The sequence below is a fragment of the Chryseobacterium takakiae genome (genome assembly GCF_900129385.1).
Classification (GTDB): domain Bacteria; phylum Bacteroidota; class Bacteroidia; order Flavobacteriales; family Weeksellaceae; genus Chryseobacterium; species Chryseobacterium takakiae.
Genome location: NZ_FQVO01000003.1, coordinates 55,083 through 78,143 on the forward strand (window position 1 = coordinate 55,083; position 23,061 = coordinate 78,143).

The 23,061-nt window shown below is 37.2% G+C and carries 22 protein-coding genes; 7 read left to right on the plus strand and 15 right to left on the minus strand.

Going from position 1 to position 23,061, the window contains the following annotated elements:
- The first annotated feature begins 26 nt into the window (after positions 1–26).
- A complete protein-coding gene (locus tag BUA76_RS05195; protein WP_072883760.1) occupies positions 27–608 on the plus strand; it encodes a pentapeptide repeat-containing protein in 582 nt (193 codons plus the stop codon).
- Positions 609–717: 109 nt separating this feature from the next.
- Here BUA76_RS05195 and BUA76_RS05200 read toward each other — a convergent pair whose 3' ends face one another.
- Together BUA76_RS05200 and BUA76_RS05205 are read right to left on the minus strand one after the other, a co-directional pair.
- Entirely contained in the window at positions 718–1,431 is a 714-nt protein-coding gene (locus BUA76_RS05200; RefSeq protein ID WP_072883761.1) for a C40 family peptidase, read from the minus strand.
- Positions 1,432–1,856: 425 nt separating this feature from the next.
- On the minus strand, positions 1,857–4,052 hold the full coding sequence (locus BUA76_RS05205; protein ID WP_072883762.1) for a glutamine synthetase III family protein: 2,196 nt from the start codon (positions 4,050–4,052) through the stop codon (positions 1,857–1,859).
- Between the two features lie 809 nt (positions 4,053–4,861).
- Here BUA76_RS05205 and BUA76_RS05215 point away from each other — a divergent pair.
- From BUA76_RS05215 to BUA76_RS05225, 3 genes are all read left to right on the plus strand, one after another.
- Complete coding sequence (locus BUA76_RS05215) at positions 4,862–6,553, plus strand: DUF6909 family protein (RefSeq protein ID WP_072883764.1); 1,692 nt, start codon at positions 4,862–4,864, stop codon at positions 6,551–6,553.
- A 151-nt stretch (positions 6,554–6,704) separates the two neighbouring features.
- Positions 6,705–7,169, plus strand: coding sequence for a DUF1572 domain-containing protein (locus BUA76_RS05220; protein WP_072883765.1), 465 nt, complete (start codon positions 6,705–6,707; stop codon positions 7,167–7,169).
- A 179-nt stretch (positions 7,170–7,348) separates the two neighbouring features.
- The gene (locus BUA76_RS05225; RefSeq protein ID WP_072883766.1) at positions 7,349–9,190 is read left to right on the plus strand and encodes a M1 family metallopeptidase; all 1,842 of its coding nucleotides are present in this window, start codon (positions 7,349–7,351) and stop codon (positions 9,188–9,190) included.
- Between the two features lie 284 nt (positions 9,191–9,474).
- Here the strand turns inward: BUA76_RS05225 and BUA76_RS05230 are convergent, their stop codons facing one another.
- Complete coding sequence (locus BUA76_RS05230) at positions 9,475–10,077, minus strand: hypothetical protein (RefSeq protein WP_072883767.1); 603 nt, start codon at positions 10,075–10,077, stop codon at positions 9,475–9,477.
- 150 nt (positions 10,078–10,227) lie between these two features.
- On the opposite strand from BUA76_RS05230, the gene BUA76_RS05235 reads away from it, so the two are divergent.
- Positions 10,228–10,986, plus strand: a complete 759-nt coding sequence (locus tag BUA76_RS05235; protein WP_072883768.1) for a type III pantothenate kinase — start codon at positions 10,228–10,230, stop codon at positions 10,984–10,986.
- Between the two features lie 87 nt (positions 10,987–11,073).
- Here BUA76_RS05235 and BUA76_RS05240 read toward each other — a convergent pair whose 3' ends face one another.
- From BUA76_RS05240 to BUA76_RS05280, 10 genes are all read right to left on the minus strand, one after another.
- Positions 11,074–11,505, minus strand: coding sequence for a nucleoside deaminase (locus tag BUA76_RS05240; RefSeq protein WP_072883769.1), 432 nt, complete (start codon positions 11,503–11,505; stop codon positions 11,074–11,076).
- Between the two features lies 1 nt (position 11,506).
- On the minus strand, positions 11,507–12,139 hold the full coding sequence (locus BUA76_RS05245; RefSeq protein ID WP_072883770.1) for an energy transducer TonB: 633 nt from the start codon (positions 12,137–12,139) through the stop codon (positions 11,507–11,509).
- A gap of 45 nt (positions 12,140–12,184) precedes the next feature.
- Positions 12,185–13,105 carry a helix-turn-helix transcriptional regulator gene (locus tag BUA76_RS05250; protein ID WP_072884003.1) on the minus strand — a complete coding sequence of 307 codons (921 nt, stop codon included), beginning with the start codon at positions 13,103–13,105 and terminating at the stop codon, positions 12,185–12,187.
- Between the two features lie 238 nt (positions 13,106–13,343).
- On the minus strand, positions 13,344–13,511 hold the full coding sequence (locus BUA76_RS19180; protein WP_178337302.1) for a hypothetical protein: 168 nt from the start codon (positions 13,509–13,511) through the stop codon (positions 13,344–13,346).
- A 118-nt stretch (positions 13,512–13,629) separates the two neighbouring features.
- Positions 13,630–13,824 carry a hypothetical protein gene (locus tag BUA76_RS05255; RefSeq protein WP_143149865.1) on the minus strand — a complete coding sequence of 65 codons (195 nt, stop codon included), beginning with the start codon at positions 13,822–13,824 and terminating at the stop codon, positions 13,630–13,632.
- Positions 13,825–13,835: 11 nt separating this feature from the next.
- The gene (locus tag BUA76_RS05260; RefSeq protein WP_072883772.1) at positions 13,836–14,177 is read right to left on the minus strand and encodes a hypothetical protein; all 342 of its coding nucleotides are present in this window, start codon (positions 14,175–14,177) and stop codon (positions 13,836–13,838) included.
- Positions 14,177–14,860: a hypothetical protein gene (locus BUA76_RS05265; protein WP_072883773.1), complete on the minus strand. Its 684-nt coding sequence runs from the start codon at positions 14,858–14,860 to the stop codon at positions 14,177–14,179. Before BUA76_RS05265 ends, BUA76_RS05260 begins: the two co-directional genes overlap by 1 nt.
- 68 nt (positions 14,861–14,928) lie before the next feature.
- Positions 14,929–15,525, minus strand: a complete 597-nt coding sequence (locus BUA76_RS05270; protein WP_072884004.1) for a DUF2589 domain-containing protein — start codon at positions 15,523–15,525, stop codon at positions 14,929–14,931.
- Between the two features lie 341 nt (positions 15,526–15,866).
- The gene (locus BUA76_RS05275) at positions 15,867–16,904 is read right to left on the minus strand and encodes a patatin-like phospholipase family protein (RefSeq protein ID WP_072884005.1); all 1,038 of its coding nucleotides are present in this window, start codon (positions 16,902–16,904) and stop codon (positions 15,867–15,869) included.
- 184 nt (positions 16,905–17,088) lie between these two features.
- Positions 17,089–17,589, minus strand: coding sequence for a M15 family metallopeptidase (locus BUA76_RS05280; protein WP_072883774.1), 501 nt, complete (start codon positions 17,587–17,589; stop codon positions 17,089–17,091).
- 184 nt (positions 17,590–17,773) lie between these two features.
- Between BUA76_RS05280 and BUA76_RS05285 the strand changes: the two genes are divergently transcribed.
- On the plus strand, positions 17,774–19,045 hold the full coding sequence (locus BUA76_RS05285; protein ID WP_072883775.1) for a Y-family DNA polymerase: 1,272 nt from the start codon (positions 17,774–17,776) through the stop codon (positions 19,043–19,045).
- Here BUA76_RS05285 and BUA76_RS05290 read toward each other — a convergent pair.
- Complete coding sequence (locus BUA76_RS05290) at positions 19,042–20,178, minus strand: serine hydrolase domain-containing protein (RefSeq protein ID WP_072883776.1); 1,137 nt, start codon at positions 20,176–20,178, stop codon at positions 19,042–19,044. The two genes, BUA76_RS05285 and BUA76_RS05290, sit on opposite strands and share 4 nt — an antisense overlap.
- Before the next feature lie 98 nt (positions 20,179–20,276).
- Positions 20,277–21,818 (minus strand): glycine--tRNA ligase, encoded by a 1,542-nt coding sequence (locus BUA76_RS05295; RefSeq protein ID WP_072883777.1) that lies wholly within the window; start codon positions 21,816–21,818, stop codon positions 20,277–20,279.
- Positions 21,819–22,092: 274 nt separating this feature from the next.
- Here BUA76_RS05295 and BUA76_RS05300 point away from each other — a divergent pair, with 274 nt between their 5' ends.
- Positions 22,093–22,788 (plus strand): pseudouridine synthase, encoded by a 696-nt coding sequence (locus tag BUA76_RS05300; RefSeq protein ID WP_072883778.1) that lies wholly within the window; start codon positions 22,093–22,095, stop codon positions 22,786–22,788.
- The last annotated feature ends 273 nt before the right edge of the window (positions 22,789–23,061 follow it).

The following is a 23,061-nucleotide window of genomic DNA, read 5'->3' on the forward strand; positions in this document are numbered from 1 at the left end:
GAGACAAAAAATATCATCAAAATTCAATGAAACAATCATATTTCTCAGATCAAAATTTCGAGAACACAGATTTCGCACAACAATCTTTAGATAAAGGCGAATATGAAGACTGTACGTTTACAAACTGCAATTTAGAGTACGCAGATCTTTCAGGTTTTAATTTCAATGATTGTGAATTCATCGGATGCAACCTGAGCATGGCAAAAATTGTTTCCACAGCTTTCCGTGATGTGAGTTTTAAAGAATGCAAAATGTTCGGTGTTCAGTTTAATGAATGCAATGAATTTGGAATGGATTTCAGTTTTGATGGCTGCCTGCTGAATAATTCTGTGTTTTACAAAACGGTAATTAAACGAACTGTTTTTAAAAACTGTACTTTAACAGAAGTTGATTTTTCAGAATGTAATTTGTCAAATGCTGTGTTCAAAGAGTGTAATCTGTCCGGCGCTGTTTTCGATCATACAAACCTGGAAAATACAGACTTCAGAACATCGGTAGGATATGTGCTGGATCCTTCTCAAAACAGACTTAAAAAGGCTAAATTCTCCCTTTCTCAAATTGACGGGCTATTGCACAAATTTAATATTGAAATCGATAAAAGCAGCTAAGCTTAAAGCTACCAATAATATCCTTCGTTGCTGGCTTATTTAAAAACATTAAACAAATAAAAAAACCATCATTGCTGATGGTTTCATTATTTAAATCAATTATTTAAAATTAAAAATTTGTTCCGTTTGATGCGGGAGTTGTTGCAGCCAGATTGTTGATGGCTTCTCCGTTCTCATTGATGATTCTTTTTCCGAATCTGTACTTAGGACCCCAGTAAGAGTCGTTCAGTGAAGAAACCATTACACCTTTTGAGGTGGCAGCGTGAATGAATTTCACTTCACCATCTTCAGATACACTTTCTACAATACCTACGTGAGAAATTCTTCTTCCGTGAGAAAAGAAGATTAAGTCTCCTTTCTGAAGGTTTTCTTTCTCTACTCTTTCTCCTTCCTGAGACTGGGAAGCTGCTACTCTTGGTAAGCTAAGTCCTGCAGCTGCTCCGAAAACAGAAAGAACAAAAGCCGAACAGTCTATCCCGTTTCTGGTCATCCCTCCGTATCGGTAAGGAGTTCCCAGGTACGTCTGAGCTTCTGTTAAAATATTGTCGATGGTTTTATTATGCATGATTGCTTTTGCAATCTCAGAATTTTTAATAGAATTTTTAGCGTTTGCTAAAGAAGCTGCCTTTTCTGCAAGAAACGAATTAATCAATTGTTGCTTGTCCTGCTCCATTTTGTGAGTGTCAATAGAAGCTAGTTTGGCATCTGTTTTGTATTCTTTAGCGTAAGTTGCTGGTTTTGAAACTACATAATTTGTAACACATGATTGTAACGATACTGTAGAAATTAAAGCAACTAAATAAAACAAAACTCTTTTCTTCATATATATTTGATTACCGTGTTAAAGGAATAAGTATTTTTCAAAAGCAATACAAAAATATGTATTCCTTATAAAAGGGCTTTGATATGAATATTATCATGTTCTTTTTTTAACACATTTTAACATATTATTTCAGTATGTTAAAGAAAAATAAACCGCAACAGCCTATTTTGGGTATGTCAGCGGTTTTTTTTATTAAGATTCTTTAACAAAATAAAAACGTATATGCTTCAAAATCTGTGGTATCAACAGGATAACTCTAATTTTGACATTGTTATATATGGTTTATTTAAGACTGATTTTTTAAATGGTATCAGGTTGAAATTCAGCTTAATGATTAATAAATTAAATGGACTTGTTAAGACTGATTAATAAAAAAACTCTCCGGGAAATACCGGAGAGTTTACTAATATGGAACTTTACAAATGTTACTTTGTAAATAACATTTCTCTATATTTCGTCATTGGCCAAAGCTCATCATCCACCATCATTTCAAGAGCGTCTGATGCCTCTCTGATATCGTCAAATAGCGGCTTCACTTTATTACAGTAATCTTCCGCCTGTTTTTGGCTTTCAGAAACTGCTTTAGCCTCTTCTCTCGCCTTAATAAGATCTTCAACGCCCAGTTTGATCTTAGATACGTTCTCAGAAATGCTTTTGATTAAGCTCATCTGTTCTTTCGCTAAAGACTTGAACTCATTGTCTCCGAAGATTTCCTTAAGACCTTTTACATTTTCAATCAGTCTGTTCTGATAATTTAATGCCGAAGGAATAATGTGGTTTCTTGCGATATCACTTAATACTCTTGCTTCAATATCAATAACGGTTGAGTATTTTTCTAATTTGATTTCGTTTCTTGCTTCAACTTCTCTGTGAGTAAAAATTCCCAATTCTTCATAAAGCGATAAAAACTTCTCATCCATTTCCTGCTTAAGAGCTTCCGGAGTAGTTTTAAGGTTGTTTAATCCTCTCTTTTCAGCTTCTTTTGCCCAGTCGTCAGAATATCCGTCACCTTCAAACATGATATTTTTACACTGCTTGATGTATTCTCTTAATACGTTGAAGATGGCTTCATCTTTCTTAAGGCCTTTTTCAATTAATGCATCCACTTCTTTTTTGAAATCACGAAGCTGTTTTGCTGCGATAGTATTCATTACCGTCATAGATTCTGCACAGTTTGCAGAAGATCCAACCGCTCTGATCTCGAATTTATTTCCTGTGAATGCGAATGGAGAAGTTCTGTTTCTGTCGGTATTATCCAACAAAATTTCAGGTATTTTTCCTACTACATTCAGTTTTAAATCTGTTTTTTCGTCCGGAGAAAGTTTTCCTTCTGTTACTTTTTCAAGCTCTTCCAATACTCTGAAAAGCTGACTTCCGATGAATACGGAAATAATTGCAGGCGGTGCTTCGTTGGCTCCTAATCGGTGATCATTGCTTGCGGAGGCGATACTTGCTCTTAAAAGGTCTGCATATTCATGAACCGCTTTAATAGTATTCACGAAGAAAGTTAAGAATTGTAAGTTCTTCTTAGGGTTTTTTCCCGGGCTTAAAAGGTTTTCGCCCGTATCTGTAGCCAAAGACCAGTTGTTGTGCTTTCCGCTTCCATTTACACCTGCGAATGGCTTTTCGTGGAATAAAATATGGAAATGGTGTCTGTGGGCAACTCTTGCCATTACATCCATCAACAAAGAATTGTGGTCTACTGCAACGTTTACTTCCTCGAACATTGGAGCAAGTTCGAACTGGTTAGGCGCTACCTCGTTATGTCTCGTTGTTACGGGGATTCCCAGTTTCATACATTCAACTTCTAATTCCATCATGAAGTTCATTACTCTGGTAGGAATAGAACCAAAATAATGATCGTCCAATTGCTGTCCTTTTGCAGGTGAATGTCCTAATAAAGTTTTACCGGTTAAAACCAAATCCGGACGAGACTGGTATAATGCTGAATCTACCAGAAAATATTCCTGTTCCCATCCTAAAGTAGGTGTCACTTTGGTAACATTTTTGTCAAAATACTGCATTACATTGGTTGCAGCTTCATCTACAGCGTTAAGCGCTCTTAAAAGAGGTGCTTTATAATCTAAAGTTTCTCCTGTATAAGAGATGAAAATAGAAGGAATACATAAAGTAGTTCCCATGATGAATGCAGGAGATGTAGGATCCCATGCTGTATAACCTCTTGCTTCAAAAGTGTTTCTGATACCACCGTTCGGGAAAGAAGATGCATCCGGCTCCTGCTGGATCAATAAATTTCCGCTGAATCTTTCTATGGCTCTTCCACCTTCAATCGGGGTGAAGAAAGAATCGTGTTTTTCAGCAGTGCTCCCTGTTAATGGCTGGAACCAGTGCGTGTAATGGGTTACGCCTTTGCTCATGGCCCAGTCTTTCATGGCTACAGCTACCTGATCTGCAATGTGTCTCTGGATTTTAGTTCCTTTTTTTACGGCATCCATAATAGAATTGAATGCTTCTTTCGTTAAATATTCTCTCATCGTCTCTTCTGAGAAAACATTTTGGCAAAACAATTCGGATAGTTTTACAGGAACTTCTACAGAATTATCTCTTCTAAAGTCCTTAAATGGTAAAGTTTCTAACGCTTTGAATCTTAAAGTTGACATATTAGGTTTGATTTTTACGGGGCAAATTTACGAAAAAAATAAAACAAAAATATTTTTACCCTAAAAAAAGAGGGGTATTCTGAAAATTAATAAAAATTTAAACAAAAATTTAATTTTTTAAAGGGGTGTCTTAAAAATAGAGTTATAAAAAGCAAAAGTAATGGAACTGTAGAATTGCTCGCGTTCCCAGAATTATTATCTAAGCACAATTTATAAATTATAATCATAAGAATAGCAAATTATTTTTTCATTTATTCTTAATTTCTGACTTTATTTTATTAATACTGTCATTTTACGGGATTTGCTTCATGCAAAGAATAAGATTTGTCATTCCGATGAAACAAAGCAAAATGAGAGTATATGTTATTTTATATGCTGGATTACGGGTTTAGTCGACAATGTATAATTCTAATGATATATTTATAATAGACTTAAAGAACTTCAGCTATCAATTTTAATAAGGATATACTTAACCTGAATTCCCCTCTTTTGGAGGGGTGGCAAAATTTCAAAGAAATTTTGACGGGGGTGGTCTTACACAATCATTTCTCAGCCCCGATTGCCACGGCATCCTTTTTGGTTTCGGGGCGGCGGAGCCGCCGCCCCGAAACCAAAAGCTACAGCAGAAACGGGGAAAAGCTCCTGATCAATTTGCGATATTGATAGGGATAAGATATTTTTTTTTGGAACACTTCTTCATTTTAAAAAGCAAATAAATAGTATTACATTATATTATGTTAAGCCATTTATTAAAAGACACTTAAAATAATTTAGACGGAGATTTTGTATATTTGTGTGAAATTTATTTTATGACAAATTCTAGAGCAAGAGAAACAACGGAAGCAATTGAAAGATTGTATATTTCTATGAGACACCTCTTTTATAGAGGTTTTTTTAAACCTGCCGGTGTTTCGGGGGAGACGATCAGAAGTTTGTTAAAGACCATCAATCCGGAAATATACGGAAGTATGAATGTACCGAGTAAACTCGAACTGAACGGTTTGATGTATGTGCTGGACAGGCTTCCGGAAGGTATTGAAGAATGTGCTTTTATTCATCTTACCTCGGATGAAGGGTTTGATAAAGGAAGTTTCGAACCGATTGTTCCCAAAAAGAGAAGAAGAAACTGCTACAGGATCGATGAACATCAGATGAATATCGAGGTGCTTCTCGGCCGTTCCGAGATTTATGATATTCTTACCCATTTAACATTTTTATTTATAGAAGCGGATAAAGTAAGAAATCTGGCTTTCATTCAGGATGAAAACTGGAAGCCTACACGCGCCTTTAAAATTATTGAGGAAGTAGTAAAAGGAGAGAAAAAATTCAGCAGAAAGGAAAAAGAAGTGGCACTGATTCACCTGTCTTCTCTTATCGGAAGGACCTTTGATGAAACGCTTAATGCTTACAACACTTTCGGCGAAGACAGCAATCCGGACCGTCTTTTCAAAATTATCTATAATCTCGCTAAAGTGAGTCTTGAAGACGCCAAACAAACCAGAGAGCGTGAAATCCATTTCAGTGCAATATTAAAAGAAAGAGTAGGACATCATTATTTCGGTGAAAAATGGGCTCAAAAAGTGAAAGAGGTTTTGTATGAAAATGACCTTCACATGCGCCCGCTTCATATTATTTCGGCTAATATGCATTCGGTGAAAAATATGCTGTATGCCAATGAAGCCTTAAAGAAAAAAGATCATAAAGAAGTAGATTACAAACTCTACGGAGAAATTTCTGATAAAAAAGAGCTTCGCGACAAAGTTTCAAAATATGCTTTGGAGCAGGGAATGGTCTATATAAATGATAAGAGTGGGAGTAATATTGATGTTCAGATCATCGACCTCAGCAAAACCGAACTTAAAAATACACCATTCCAGGATATTAAATTCGGGGGCGATGATGTGATTATGGTTTTCGATTATGCTTTCGGAGAGCAGGCTTTTGAAGTAATGGATGAGCTACTGAGACCTTTTGAACATAAAGGGGAAGTCTACATGATGAAAGTGAAATCCGTTTCCATTATGGGAAAAGCCGGAATTCTTGCCGGCGGAAAAGGAGATATTATGATCCCGACTTCTCATATTTTTGAAGGAACAGCCGATAATTATCCTTTTGAAAACGCCTTAAAAGCAGAAGATTTTCGAGATGATGAATTGCAGGCTTTTGAAGGACCAATGATTACCGTATTGGGAACTTCGCTTCAGAACAGGGATATTCTCTCTTATTTTATGAATACTTCATGGAAAGCAATTGGTCTTGAAATGGAAGGTGCGCATTACCAAAAAGCCATTCAGGTAGCTTCCAAAATCAGGCATCATATAACCCCGGATCTTTTTGTAATGTATGCTTACTATGCTTCTGATAATCCGTTGGAAACAGGAAGTACCCTTTCTTCGGGTGGATTGGGATTAACGGGTGTTAAACCGACTTATCTGATTACGTTAAGAATCCTTGAAAAGATTTTACAAAGCGGAAAGAAAGAAATTCCGGCTAAAAAATAATTTTTATTATAAAATCTAAATCCTTCAAGGCTTCAAAAACCTTGAAGGATTTTTTGATTTATCACGAATTGCAAAATTTTTGTGTTTAAAATTGTAATTTTCATTTAAACAATTTGTGTTTAGAAAACTTATCTTTAAAAAAATTAAAACAATGAGCTCAACATCACAATTAGCTAAAAGATTCAGAGAAGTATTACTGGATGGTCTCTGGATTGCCAATACCAATTTTAAAGATCAGTTATCAAATGTAAATATGGAAGAGGCTACAGCTAAAATAGGTTCTCTGAATACTATTGCCATGCTTACTTTTCACATTGATTATTATATTGCCGGACTGATTCATGTTTTTGAGGGTGGAGAACTGGAAATCAGGGATCAGTACAGCTTTGATCTTCCGCCGCTTGAATCTGAAGAGCAGTGGGAAAATCTGAAGAGCAAATTATGGAATGACGCTGAAAGATTTGCGATATTATTGGAACAGATGCCGGATTCTAAAATGAACGAGGTTTTTGTCGATGAAAAATACGGAACCTATCTCAGGAATATTGACGGAATGATTGAACATTGCTATTACCACTTAGGGCAAATAACTTTAATTAAAAAGCTTTTGAACTAAACATAGATCAGGATATTATTTGTTGCATTGTATAAAGATTTGTGATATTGTGTTTAAATATTTAACAACTCAAATAATTGTAATCTAAAAGATATTAACAAAACAAAACCTCAACAATAATTACTTATTTGAGGTTTTTTATTTTAAATACTTACCTTTAGAAAAAATATATTTTATACATGAAAAGATCTTTTGTAATCCTGTTTGCGTTTATCATTTCTCAGTTTCAGGCACAGCAGGGCCCTTATTATCAGCAGAGTGCAAAATACAAAATGGACATTGATGTTAATGCTGAAAAATTTACTTATGAAGGCAAACAGACACTGGATTATAAAAATAACTCGCCAGACGAACTTAATGTTGTCTATTTTCATTTGTACTGGAATGCTTTTAAACCCAATTCTATGATGGATCAAAGAGTTGCCGGACAAGGAAAAAACGGTGATTCAAGATTGCAGAAAGACGGGATTTCAAGGCTTGCTTCCATCCCGAAAGACCAGGAAGGAGCCCAGAACATTCACTGGATTAAACAAAATGGCAAAACCCTGAAATTTGAAATTCAGGAAACGGTAATGAAAGTATATCTGGCCGAGTCTATTAAGCCAAATTCTTCAACAACCTTTACGTTAGAATGGGATGCTGTGATTCCGCAGCAGATCCGAAGAAGCGGAAGAAATAACCGGGAAGGGGTAGATATGACCATGACCCAGTGGTACCCGAAAATTGCAGAATATGATTATGACGGTTGGGCAACATTCGACTATATCGGAAGGGAATTCCATGCCCCGTTCGCAGATTTTGAAGTTAATATTAAAATTAATAAAGACTATATAATAGGAGCAGGAGGAATCCTTGAAAACCCCACAGAAGTAAAAGGATATGATCCGAATGCAAAAATTAAAGCGGATAAAAATAAAGTTACCTGGAAATGGACGGCAAAAAATATTTTAGATTTCGCATGGGCGGCAGACAAAGATTATATCGTAAAAAGTTTTGATGTGCCGCAAGGCCCGAAAGTTTTCCTGGTGTACCAGAATAATGATAAAACAAAAGTCTGGGAAGAGGCACAGTCTTATCTTACCAAATACTATCAGCTGATGAATGCCCGTTTCGGGAAATATGTATACCCAACATATGCTTTCATTCAGGGAGGTGATGGCGGAATGGAATACGGAATGTGTACCATGATTTTAGGTGAAGCTCAGGATATTGAAGGATTGATGGGATTAATGGCTCACGAAGGGGCTCATTCTTGGTACCAGCAGATGTTGGCTACCAATGAACCGATGCGTCCGTGGATGGACGAAGGTTTCACCAGTTATGCGGAAGGCTATGTAATGAATCAGCTGTTTCCGCCTGCGCAGGAGCTGCCGAATTCATTTGTAAATTCAGTCAATGCTTACAGAAATTTTATCAAAAGAGGAATTGAAGAACCTGCAGTGTGGTTGGGGGATCATCACGACAACGGTACTTCCTACACGTATGCTTCTTATGTAAAGGGAGAACTGTATCTTGTCCAGCTTGGTTATATTATGGGTGAGCAGAATTTAACGGAAACCCTGAAACAATATTATGATCAATGGGTGCTTAAACATCCTTCCGACAGAGATTTTCTACACATTGCCCAGAAAGTTTCGGGGATGGATCTGAAGTGGTTCCATCATTACTGGATCAATACGACAAAAACAATTGATTATGCTATCAAAGAGGTAAAATACGATGCGAAATCTACCACCATTACGCTGGTGAATAATGGTCAGGTACCAATGCCGGTTGATTTTAGCATCATAACATCTGATAAAAAAATGATCACCTATCAGATCCCGATGAATATGACCCATACCTGGAAAGAAAAGGATGAGTATGGTGAATTTAAAACAATGCCCTATTGGCCATGGACCCAAAAAGAATACTCCATTACCGTTCCCTATACAAAATCACAGTTATCTGTTTTAGGAATAGATTTCAGTGAAAGAATGGCTGATGTGAATATGAAAGACAATTTTGTTGAAGTAAAATAATTCTTTAATAAAATACAAAGATCCTGGAAGAAAATCCGGGATCTTTTAGTTTTTGTTAAGATAAAGTCATTTAATTTGATAAATGTTAATAAACTGCGGAATTCTTTTGTTTCCTGAAATTTTGTTTGAAACTTCAGAAGATCGCATGTGATTACACGCAACTTGCAGGAAATCTCCGGCGAGCATATTTTGTTTCAAACAACTTTGCATGTAATCTTTGTAGCTGTTAGTTGGTTACAAACGGAATTGGATAAAACAAAATGGGATCTATTTTATCCTCAGCACTATTGCATTATAAATTCCTTTACCATCCAGTGATTGGAATGCTTATTCAGCAAATCACTTTTTAGGGTTTCATCTTTTGTGGTTAAGTAAGTATATATTTTTAGAGGTACTGAATCAGGATATTCTTTCAGTCCCTGAATAGCAGTCGCTTTAGCTTCCTCAGCTTTATTTGCGCTGTCCAGGGCTTCATATTTGTAAATGTAAATGATAGCAGGTGTTTTTTTATAAATCATTTGGGTCTCCTCCTCCAGTAAACGGGTTGCTTCTACCTGAAACTCGGGATTTGGCTGTTTGCCTACCATAGCTGTCTGGCTGATGTGTTGCTGATACATCAGGAACAGCATTAAAATATGAATGTTTTTCGTGGAAGGATCAGAGGCCAGCTTCTGAAATTTTTCAATCGTCTCCCGGGTCATCTCATCATTTTCTGCCTGAAGGTTTTTCTCGTAAAACTCATCCAGAATATTATACACTGATCTGTCATCGCTGTCAATGGCTGTTTCTTTTTTGATTTTTTCAAATACCTCCTTCGCCGCGGCGGCTGTTTGTGAGAAAGCATGGATTCCGCTTAAAAGGAGCATTAAAAAGGCGATTTTTTTCATGAAAATTAAGTTTGAGTAATTGTGGTTTAAATATAATTAAATTGTTTTAATATATCCTTTCATCTCATCCGCAAGGATTAATGGTATTTTTATGAAAATCATTACATTTAACAATTCAAAAAATTAGAGATTCCATTTTATAGTTAATCAATGAATTCAATCGTAATCAACGTAGGAAACAGCAATATCAGGTTCGGGCTTTTTAATGACGACAATTGTGATATCTCATGGGTTATTAATACCAAACCTTACCGCACGGCAGATGAATTATATGCTCAGATGATGATGCTGTATCAGACCTATAAAATTCAGCCAAAAGAAATTGATAAGGTGGTAATTGGCTCTGTGGTTCCTCAGCTTACCAAAGTGATGAGCTCGGCAATCAGGAAGATCCACGGTATCAGCCCTGTTATTGTTGACCGTAATACGCCTTCTGGCGTTCAGGCAAAATCCAAGCAGATGGGAACTGATATTTATGCCAATCTCGTAGCGGCTCACAATATGTATCCGGACCGGAAGAAGATTGTGCTGGATTTCGGGACAGCGCTTACGGCAAGCTGTGTTGCAGAAGATGGCGAAACCCTGGGGGTGATTATTGCTCCGGGAATTATTACCGCCCTCAATTCACTCATCAGCCAGACTGCACAGCTTCCTGAAATTGAGCTTGTGAAACCAAAAACCGTTTTAGGATTGGATACGGTTACCTGTATGCAGAGCGGGATGGTGTATGGATTTCTAGGAATGGTAGAAGGTTTTGTCGATAGGATTAATGATGAGGTCCAGGATAATTGTTTTGTAGTAGCCACAGGCGGAGTTTCTCATGTTTATAAGCCTCTGACTGATAAAATCCACGTGATGGACCGCCTTCATACGCTGAAAGGACTTTACTTTTTAGGAAAAGACTTGTAGAGTGAGGTTAAGATTAAGACTTAAATAATTTCACATGCAAGTTTTGTTAATCTCAAATCCTCTTAGCCTAATCTCAGCATTATATAATCATCTTTTTGATTTAAAAAATTCTTTTACAACAGAAGAACATTCGTTTTCCATAATTCCTGTTACGATTTCTGTTTTAGGATGAAGGGAAAGCTGTTTGTTGATGAAACCGCGCTGCTCATCTCTTGCGCCGATCACAACTTTCGAAATTTGTGCCCAGGAAAGGGCTCCGGAACACATAACACAGGGTTCCAGGGTGACATACAGTGTACAGTTTTTAAGATATTTTCCACCAAGAAAATGAGCGGCCGAAGTAATGGCCTGCATTTCTGCATGAGCAGTAACATCATTCAATGTTTCGGTGAGGTTATGTGCTCTTGCAATGACCCGGTTGTTGGAGATTACCACGCAGCCAATAGGAACTTCATCTTTTTCAAGGGCAAGATGCGCTTCGCTGAGTGCTATTTTCATAAAATATTCGTCGGTAAACATATTAATCTTCAAGTTTCATCGTTAATGGAAGCCGGAAACGGTACCGCACGGGATTTCCATTGATAACAGCCGGGGAAAATCTCTTCGGGACAGAATATATTGCAATTTCAGCCTGTCTGTTGAACGTAAAATTCTCTCCCTGGGCTTCAACGTTGGTTATCGTGCCGTCAATTTCTACAATGAATGCTACAATAGCTTTAACTGTTTTAACTTCGGAATAGACACCTCCAAGATAAAACAGATTGGAAACCTCTTTTCTGAGCTCATTAATACCTCCGGGATAGTCTGCTGCTTTGTCAGTAATTACACTGGGCACAGCAGAAGCTTGGGAAGCTGTATTCGTTTTTATGAGATTTAATCTTCCAAGGTCTTCCAGATTTTTTGTTTTTAATAAAACGGCAGTGAGTGCAACATTTTCTAGGCTGTCCATTTTCTGCATGAAAAGCAGATAATCATTTCTTATGGAAGCTTTATGAAAGTTGTTTTTTTCGGCATCAAATTTTTTCTTGAACTCCTGTCCCAGCATAGAGCGATGCTGATTGTAGTATTGTTTAACAAGCCTGAAATCTTCAGTCTGCTGGGAAAAACAAAAAGAAGAAATAAAGCATAAAAAATATGGAAGCAGGAATTTCACTATGATATATTTATGTAAATGTAATCAAAAAATACAATACAGTGTTTACTCTTTCAGATAGCTGTTCAGGGACTCCTGCAGATGGTTGCGTATTTCATCAACTAAAATCTTCGGTTCCAGAACCTGGACTTCTTTTCCGTACGATAAAATTTCCTGCATAAAATCATAGGTAGGATGAAGAAAGAATTCAAAATAGATCTCATCCGGGGTTTCTTTTGTTTCTTTCTGGGATTGGTGAAGCGGAAAACTTTTGATGTATTCGCCCTGATGCCTGCTGCATTTCAGAACAATTTTCTGGGGATTCTGTGCACTAAGATTCATGACACCGAAGGCATTTTTAAAATGTTCCCTGAAGTTATACTTGTATTTTTCTTTAAACTGTTTATCATTCACATCAAGATAATTAATCCTATCCAGCCCGAAAGATTTCAGCATTTTATCCTTTGTGTCAATAGCAATAAGGTACCACCGGTCTTTGGATTCTTTTAATGCCAACGGATGTACCTTTCTTGAAGTCATCAGTTTGTTTTTATAATTATAATGCTCAAAAGAAACGATTCTTTTATTTCTGATGGCGAAAAACAGATCATAAAAATGTTCAACACCTGTAGGTTTCCTGCTTTCAAAAAAGATAAAATCTGAAAAATCCGGATGAAGATTCAGGGCGTTGCTTACCTGGAAAGATTCAAGTAATTTCTGATTGTATTCATCTACTTCCATAATCGGGCGGCTCTCAATATAATACCTGTTGTCTCCTTTCTTCTTGTTGTGAATGGAAAGGTTAAAAAGATCGGAGATTTCTCTTATATCCCGCTGCAGAGTCCGTATCGAGTAGCTTTTGATCCCTGCATCCTGAAATTCAAAAGAATTGAGCAGATAATCTTCCAGCTGCGGATATGTGGCAGGAGAACTTTCTAATCTTTTAATGATCAAAGCATATCTTGTCAGGTAAAAATCTTTTTTCATTCCGATATAATTTATGATGCAGTTTCTACGGTTCTTAAATTTCATGGAACGGTTGCGTTTCATAGTTCCATTATCTGAGACAAATATAAATGCTTAATGCGACAAAATGTGTCGTGTTTTATTTTTGTGGATAAGTTTTTCTAAGATCAATTTCCACTATAATCCTAAAAATATAAAACTCCACATCATAGAAACTGTGGAGTTTATAAAATATTTATGTGAAAGGTTGGTTAGTTTTTTATAGTTCATCTTCAAGAATGTCGTTTTCAAAATCATCCCTGAAAAAGGTTTCAATATCATCAAGATAGTTTTCATAATCGTTTTCTATATTCTCAACGTCACTCCAGTTAATAGTGTAAGGGTGATCATCAGAAACAGTATCGTAATGTTGATTTGGTGTTTCCATAATATGCATGAAGATGGTTATGGTTAAAGGTGAAAATTTCCGATTGATCAGATGTTGATAATTTGGATTTTCATGGTTATTAGAATTACCCTGGATTATAATTCAGAATAACTAAGTTTTAGGAGAAATCACTTAGTTCAATCTCATCGCCTATGAGCATAAGAATGTCCATTTCAGAAAGTATTGACTTGAGTTTTACAGCCCCCATTTTAAGATTGTTTTCAGACAGCATATACAACCACACGCTGCGGATAAAATCTTCGAAAGGAATGCTTTGGTTGTAATTCAAAGCATTTGCCTGAGCTGTAAGCACCAACAGCTGCTTTACAATTTCGCGGCAGTCATTCTTTCAAAAGGAGTCAGCACGGTAAGTATGGTGTTTTGGATATCATAAAGCGCATCTGCTGCTGCTTTTGTTTGATTCTTTTTAATATTCGCTCCTCTTCCCTCAATTATTTTTGCGGCTAATATTTTACTTCTGAAACCTGCTATTTCTGAGACTTCGCTGATATTGTAAGTCGATAAAATGTCTTCCGACGCTTTCAGCCATAGCATGATTTTCTCAACAAAATGATGATCTTTTTTTTCAAGCGAAGAAACGATGCCCGGGAATTTCTGAAGTTGTTCCTTAAGCTGGCTTACTAAAATATATTGCGATTTTCTCATTATTCCGGAATTAAGGTTTCAATGATATTTCCATTAATGTCTTCATATCTTGACCATTCCATTCCGGATTCGCTCACGCTCATTTTGGCATAAATTAGATATTTGGGATCAATGTCCATAAGCTTGCCGGCTTCTACAATGATATCATGTTCTTCTGCATTTTCAAGCACTTTTTTGGCTTCAAGAAGTGTACGGTTTTTGATGCTGTTTTTGAGCGTTTCCGACTTTACTTCTCCCCAGGTAAAGTTGGGAAGCGTTAAACAATAATCTGTAATATAGTCGGGAATGATATAAAAGTCTTTTTCTTTTTCGGGAGTGATGACCTGTATGTTGTCTTTTTTCATTTGATAAATAAGATCATCATAATAAATCTCCATGTCTGCCAAGAAAACTTTAAGTTTTTGATCACTTGAAGTATCGGCAGCGTTGTAACCTGTTTTCATAACTTTGGTAATTTCGTCATAAGCGAAATCTCTAAGTTTGAGAATGGGCAGCTTTCCTCCCTGCGCAAAAGGAATGGTAAGGTCTACTGTTCCTATTTTCATTCTTGGGATTGAAAAATTTTTCAGCATTTCATCCTGTGCATATTCTTTTGCGATCTGCAAGGTCTGAAGATCGGCCAGCTTTCGGGAATTGGCAATTTCGGAGACAATGCCTCCCAGGTATTCATTTAATTTTGGCATGATGCTATTTTGTTTAAGTTATTATGAGGATAAAAAAGGATGGCCACCATAGCAGCCATCCGGAAAAATTACTCGTTAACTGCTGAAATGCTGTCTTCCAACATGTCCATAATCCTTGCAAGGCCTGCTGGCAATTCGTCATTTACAGCTCTTACATGAACTCCCAGAGTATAGGTTCTTTCGGTTGTAGAAGTACTGGATGAAGTCTTTTTATATGATGCGGATGCATTAAACTTCACTTTCCAGAATTTAGCGCTTATGCTTGCGGAGCCGCTGAATTCACTGGAAGTGTTTTGGGTTTCCACAGAGTTTAGTTTTGCATTAAAATCAATGGTCATTTCATCGATTCTTAAAGCAGGAATCGTAAGCATTGTAAGAAATGGGACCTTCAGGTTAACTTCTGCATCAATAAATCGGCTGACTGCTGTTTCAGGAGTAGCATTTGGATCATACTCTGGGTTAGGAACCGATTTTTTGTAATTAAAATCCACATATCTTAAAGCTGCGGGTTCCTCCTCTTCATCAGAAGGAACGAAACCTACTTCTTTAATAAAATTCACCTGTGAAATAGATGCGTCGTGCTGTGCCTTTACTGCAGCTTGTAATGGACCGCCAATGTAAACGCTGAAATCTAAACTGTTTAATTCTTGTACTAAATTTGCCATAATGTTTAATGGTTTTAAATGGTTAATAAATTGATTATATAGCAGTGCTAGCAAACTGATATTCATGTGTAGTACATATCCTGTTCAGAGGGAAGCTGAATACAAAATGCTGTCGGATATGTTTAAAGCTGTAGTCCCGGAATCGGGCTATTGAAATTTCAAATCAAACTACATTTTTTGTAGAATGTTTTTCATGATATTTAGGTTTTTGGTTATTGTTTTTAATCATAAATCAAAAATACCCTGTGAAAGCGACAAAACTTGACGTATAAAAATTAATTTTAAAATATATTTTGATATAAGGTATATAGCTTATATTTTATTTTTATAAGTTAAAAAGCTTATGTTTTATTGCTAATCAGTTTCTGAACAATTTCATTAAGCGTATTGCGGTTATCATCGATGAAGCAGAGTCCTGCCTGTATCAGGTTCTCAATATTGGATCTCCTCACATTATCCATTGCCGGAGAAGCATTTTTTAATGAGGGATTAAGCCGGTAATAATTTTTCTGGTTTTGCTGTCGCAATGTATCAAACATCTGGCAAAGCTGATAATCTACTGTTTCTGCATTGGCAGACATTAAAATATCAATGATAGGATTTACCCAGCTTATCTTTCCTGCCTTCTCCAATTTCCTGAAGGAATAGGATCTTGACTCAATACCTGTCCCAATGGAGATGACAATCATGTCATTTACCGCAGGATGATCGGTTTTCTGCTGATCCTTTAAAATCTCTGCAAAAGGAATTTTCCGGGCTTCAGCATAAGCGCAGAGTGATGGATTATTCGCAAACATGCCACCGTCGATTAGGCTAAAAATCTGTCCATATAACGATTTGATCTGAACCGGTGAAAAATAGGTTGGCGCCGCTGAAGTTGCCCTGCAGACATCTTTTACATAAAAATTATCTGTATTAATCCGGGCTTTCCAGGAGTTAAAAAGCTTGGCTCTTCTGTTCTCAATATCATAGCTGGTTATTAAACACGGTTTTATCAGTTCCTTTAATTCTAAATTTCCAAAAAAGTCATTCAGATTTTTTTCAAGGGCTTCCTGGGAGATTTTTTCATTAATCAATCCAAAGGGATTGACCAGTCTTTCCCAAAAAGAAACCTGGAATATGTCGCCACCTTTTTCAGCATAAAGCTCCAGTCCTTTTTGGATGGAATACTTTGCTTTTCGGTGTTCATTGGGACATAGAATAATAGATGCAATCAGACCTCCTGTACTGCTTCCGGCAACAAAATCAAAATAATCACCGAGTTTTGCTCCCGGCTTATCATAAATCTGCAGCTGTTCTTCTATGTAACGCAGAATAATGCAGGTGATAATTCCCCTGATTCCGCCCCCGTCCAAAGAAAGAATGGTTGTCTTTTTCATTTTTTTTGCTTTTTCAGAGAAAATCCTCACAACCAGAGACAATAAAAACCAATAGATTTTGGAAAAATAACTATTGGTTTTTTATTTTATATAGAGTTTGCTTTGGTGTTTCTCTAAAGCAAAAGTAGGACAGGAAAGCGACAGAACTTGTCGTGTTTAAAATAATTTTTCAAACAAAGGAGAATTAAAATACCACATAGTCCTCTTTATCGCGCTTCATTTTAATGAGTTTTCGCCAGCTTATCTTTATCGCTTCTTTCTCTGTAAGAATTTCTTTCTTTTCAAAATGAGGAAGATCTTTAAAGGTTTTCCAGTTCCCGCCCCAGTCCCAGCCGTATTTAGCGAAAATTTTCACACATTCGTACCAGTCGGCTACCTGGTCATTATCCCAGTCTTTGGCGGTGTCCCAGCTGGCTGTTTTACCATCAATCATCATACAGATATCAACGGCCAATCCGTAATTATGAATGCTCTGGCCGGCTTTGGCATTGGTCACTTTTTTCCCTGAAGTAATTCTTCCGATAGCATATAGCTTTTCCTGTTCTTCAAAGCTTCTCAGCCCTTGCGTGATTCTTACTTTTGCTCTTCCGCTTAAAGCTTCATCGCAATCTTTAATAATCTGTTGTACTTCTTCCCGCACGAGCGGATGGAGCTTTTCAATTCTTTGTAATGTTACTTTATCCATATCAATAATTTAGCGTTTTGGAAAACAAAATTATAGATCTATAACGACAAAACTTGACGTATTAAAATAAATTTAAATCACTGTTTATCAGTGTTTTAAATTTAATGTTAAAATTTGTATTAAACATAATATTATAATTTAAAAGTTATAATTTTGCGTATTAAAATGTCCCGTTTTTTAAATCATGTACGCTCTCGTAGATTGTAATAATTTCTTTGTTTCCTGCGAACGGACCCTGGATCCTGCGCTTGAAAATAAACCCGTTGTTGTGCTTTCCAACAACGACGGATGCGTGGTGTCCCGAAGCAGAGAAGCCAAGGATCTGGGCATTCCTATGGCTGCGCCTGCCTTTAAATATAAAGCGCTGTTCAAAGAACATGATGTTAAAAGTTTCTCCGCAAAATTCGAATTGTATAATTTTAAAAGCCAACAGGTTATAGAAATTGCAAAATCGTATGTGCTGGATTATGAAGTTTACAGTATTGATGAGCTGTTTCTGGATTTTACAGGTTTTAAATATATTAATATCCACGATTACTGCATTGAAATCAAGAACAGGATAGGAAAGGAAGCGAATATTCCCGTAAGTATCGGTATTGCTCCTACAAAGACCCTGTGTAAGGTTGCCAACAGAATTGTAAAAAAATATCCGGATAATTTTGACGGCGTATTTATACTGGATACACCGGATAAAATTGAGAAAGCTTTAAAGTGGTTAGACATCGGTGATGTGTGGGGAATCGGCCGCCGGCTTGCCATAAAAATGAATGACAACGGTGTTCATAAAGCCTGGGATCTGCTGCAGAAACCTGAAATGTGGGTGCGTAAGATAATGGGAATTCACGGCATAAGAATGATCAACGAGCTTAAAGGAATCCGCCAGCTGGAACTGGACGCTCCCTCACCGAAAAAATCTATTGCCGTAACAAGAAGTTTTATGGAAATGCTTACCAAAAAAGAAGACGTGCGCGAAAGGGTAGAAACTTTCGGGATGTACTGTTCGGAACGATTGAGAAAGCAGAATACCTGCTGTAAAATGGTAACGGTTTTTGTACAGACCAACCGTTTTAGGAAAGATTTACCGGAATATAAAAATGCCGTTACACAAATTCTTCCGAATCCCACCAATTCTTCCATACTGATAGGAAGAGTAGTGAATGAACTATTCGAGGCGGTTTTCAAAGAAGGCTTTCATTATAAAAAAGCCGGAGTGATCGTTAATGATTTTGTTCCTGAAGATCAAAGGCTGATTAATCTTTTCGAAGAAGATACGCAGAATCAGCACCTTCCTGTCATGAAAGCTATGGATGCATTAAATAAAAAATTCGGGAAAGATAAAGTACGCCTGGGAAGTATGAGCGGAGAAAATACGTACGGACGGAAGCAATTATCCCCGGAATATGAAGCTTTCCTTAAGAATAATACTTTTACGGAAGCCAATTTCAGATTCCATTAATCAGCGAATAATGGTACCGTTTCATTCACCAGGAACTTTACTTGGTCGGGTCTTCCCCGGTCATTTTTCGGAAGATTGTTGAAACTTCCTGTTCTTACAATAACTATACTGTGTTCAGGAACCATAATGATGTATTGTCCTTGTAATCCTAAAAAATAATAGTGTTTAATTGGATTATCATAATTGATCCAGAATCCCATTCCGTAGATTTCTTCGGATTTTTCTGTCGGAGTCCGCATTTGGTTAATAAAATCAAGATTCAGGATTTGTTGGTCTCCTGCTTTTCCGTCATTCAGAAACAGCTGTCCGAGCTTTGCAAAATCCCGGGTTGTGGAGTGGATGCAGCAATACGTTTTTTCCATTCCGCTTTCGTCGGTGCTCCATTCTGCATCTTGTTCCATTCCGAGCGGAGTCCATATTTTTTCCGATAAATAGCTCGAAAGAGTCTGATTAACCGCTTTTTTCACAGCAAAACCCAACAGCTGGGTAGAACCGCTCTGATATTCAAATCTTTCTCCCGGATGTTGCTTGAACTTCCTTGAAAAAGTAGCTTTTATGAGACTTTTTCCGTAGTAGGCTTTAGCGTTCGGTAAAAAAGGATTTTTATAGTTTTCTTGCCATTTCAGCCCGGATTCCATCTGCGCCAGATTTTTCAATGTTAGCTTTTCCGCAAATTCTTTGCTTTTAAATTCCGGGAAATAATCGGCAAAACGATCATCCACACTGGAGATTTTTCCTTCTTCAATCGCCTTTCCCAGGAGCATTACCGTAACAGCTTTTGCCATGGAGAAAGAATTGGTCTTTGACCGCTCATTGTAGCCGTTCCAGTATTGCTCGTGAATGAGTTTACCGTTTTTTATGACAAGAAAAGAAGCGGTATTGGAATGGCTCAGGTTTTCAACGATCTTTTTCGGTAATGAAGTTGTATTGTATTCCTGATCTTTTTCCCACGGAATCGGGTTTCCGGCAGCAATTACGTTATGGGAGAAAAACTTTCCGTCATCAATATGGGCACTCATTTTTCCTTTCAGGTAGGTTTTTGATATTCCGCTGAACAAATAGCTGTATCCGAAAAGATAAAAAAGTACTGCTGCAATTACAATGAATGTAACAAAATAAATAAGAATGGTCATATCAATAGATCTTAAACAAATGTAAGCTAAATTTTAAAACATCAGAAGAATGACCTTTTTTAACAAAAATAAAGCCCTGATTTCTCAAGGCTTTTAATCTATATTTTTGAAAGTAAATTTCTGAAATTCGTCTTTTCATCAATGATTCTTCTCAATTCGGAAACCGGAACTCTTTCCTGCTGCATGGTGTCTCTGTCCCTGATCGTTACCGTATGATCTGTTAAAGAATCGTGATCGATCGTGATACAGTACGGTGTTCCGATGGCGTCCTGTCTTCTGTAACGCTTTCCGATGGCATCTTTTTCTTCGTAGAATAAATTGAAATCGTATTTAAGGTCGTTGAAAATTTTCTCAGCGTATTCCGCTAAACCATCTCTCTTCATCAACGGAAGGATTGCTGCTTTAATCGGTGCTAAAGCAGGAGGCAATGATAAAACCGTTCTTTCGGAGCCGTCTTCCAGTACTTCATCTCTCAGGCAATGAGAAAATAGGGCAAGGAATAAACGGTCTAAACCAACTGAAGTTTCCACCACATACGGAACATAATTTTCGTTTCTTTCCGGATCGAAGAATTGTAATTTTCTTCCGGAGAATTTTTCATGAGCCTTCAAATCGAAATCCGTTCTTGAGTGAATTCCTTCTAATTCCTTAAATCCGAACGGGAAATTAAACTCAATATCAGCAGCAGCATTCGCATAGTGCGCCAGCTTTTCGTGGTCGTGGAATCTGTAGTTTTCATCCCCTAAACCTAAAGCTTTATGCCAGCTGAGTCGTTTTTGCTTCCACTGTTCGTAGAATTCCAGTTCTGTTCCCGGAGCTACGAAGAACTGCATTTCCATCTGTTCAAATTCACGCATTCTGAAGATAAACTGTCTTGCAACAATCTCATTTCTGAATGCCTTACCGATTTGTGCAATACCGAAAGGAAGCTTATGGCGTGAGGTTTTCTGTACATTTAAAAAGTTAACGAAAATCCCCTGCGCAGTTTCCGGTCTTAGGTAAAGGTCCATCGCAGAATCTGCAGAAGCTCCCAGCTTGGTTCCGAACATCAGGTTGAATTGTCTTACCTCCGTCCAGTTTTTAGAACCGGTATCTGGATCAGCAATTTCCAGCTCTTCAATTAGTGCTTTTACATCCGCAAGGTCTTCATTTTCCAGCGATTTTGCCAGTCTGGAAAGAATAGTTTCTCTTTTGGCTCTGTATTCCAGTACTTTCGGATTGGTGGCCACAAACTGGTCTTTATCAAAAGCTTCCCCGAATCTTTTCGCGGCCTTCTCAATTTCCTTGTTTTCCTTGTCTTCAATTTTGGCGCAGTAATCCTCTACCAAGACGTCTGCTCTGAAACGTTTTTTGGAATCTTTATTATCAATCAATGGATCGTTGAAAGCGTCTACGTGGCCCGATGCCTTCCAGGTTGTAGGATGCATCAGTATTGCAGAATCAATGCCGACAATATTTTCGTTAAGCTGTACCATGGCTTTCCACCAGTACTGCTTGATATTATTTTTAAGTTCGGCACCGTTTTGACCATAATCGTAAACAGCGGATAAACCATCGTAGATCTCACTCGAAGGGAAAATAAAACCATATTCTTTAGCGTGAGAAATCACTTTCTTGAAAACATCTTCTTGCTTTGCCATAATTTTTTTAACGTCTGAAGTTGCAAAAATAGTGAAAAACCGGGAAGTTAGAAGTTTTTATAATACAGAATTTCAGGAGTCGGGAACCTGCTTTCGCTACTCGCTATTTTCGGGGATTTCGGGGGCGCGGCGAAGCCGCGCCCCCGAAATCCCCGAAAATGAGCTCAGACATGCCGCTCAATCAGGACTAGTGATAACAAACTTCAAAATAAACCTCATAGGTTTTTAAAATGAGGTTTGAAAAAATCATTTAGAAATTCTCTACTTTTGCCGGATGTTAGAAATTCTTTATCGCGACGAACATCTTATTGCCATCAATAAACCCGCTGGATTATTGGTTCATAAATCTTTTTATTCCGGGGAAGCAGATACCTATGCGATTCAGGAGCTTAAAAAGCAGATTGGGCAGAAAGTGTATCCGGTACATCGTTTAGACCGGAAAACTTCGGGTGTTCTGTTGTTTACTTTAGATAAAGAAATGCTTAAAACGATGAGCGATCTTTTTGCTGCAAGAGCTGTAGAGAAAAGGTATATTGCGATTCTGCGCGGTTGGGCTAAAGAAGAGGAGACCATCGATTATGATCTGATTAATGAAAATGAAGTAAAGCAAAATGCAATTACGCGATACCGCCGTTTACAGACTTCGGAAATCGATTTGCCTTTTCTAAAACATCAGACTTCCAGATATTGCCTGGTGGAGGCCATCCCTGAAACGGGAAGGTTTCACCAGTTGAGAAAGCATTTTAAACATATTTTACATCCCATTTTAGGATGCAGGAAACATGGTTGCAATAAACAGAACAAATTGTGGGTTCAGACCTTTGGGATTAATAAAATGACACTTCATGCGCATCAGCTGATGTTTAATCATCCGCTTTCTAATGAAAAAATTACATTAAATGCTGCAATAGATAAAGAATTCAAGATGGTAGGCGATATTCTGAATTTTGACTTGAGTGCTTACTCTTAACATACACTTTGTCATTCTGGAAGGATCTAAACAAAGTATTGATAATAATTTCAGTTCTATAGAATCACAAAATTGGGTTTATTTTCAGACTATTGAATAAGCGACTGCAACCTAGCCCCGATTGCAATGAAAATCCTTTTTGCAAAAAAGATTGCAATGGAAAGCGGGAAACAGCTTTTAAAATATTATCCTTCAATATTACAGGTATCTTACAGATTATGTTCATCTCTGTGTTATAGACGGTGTATATAATACATTTTTTTCATTCATATC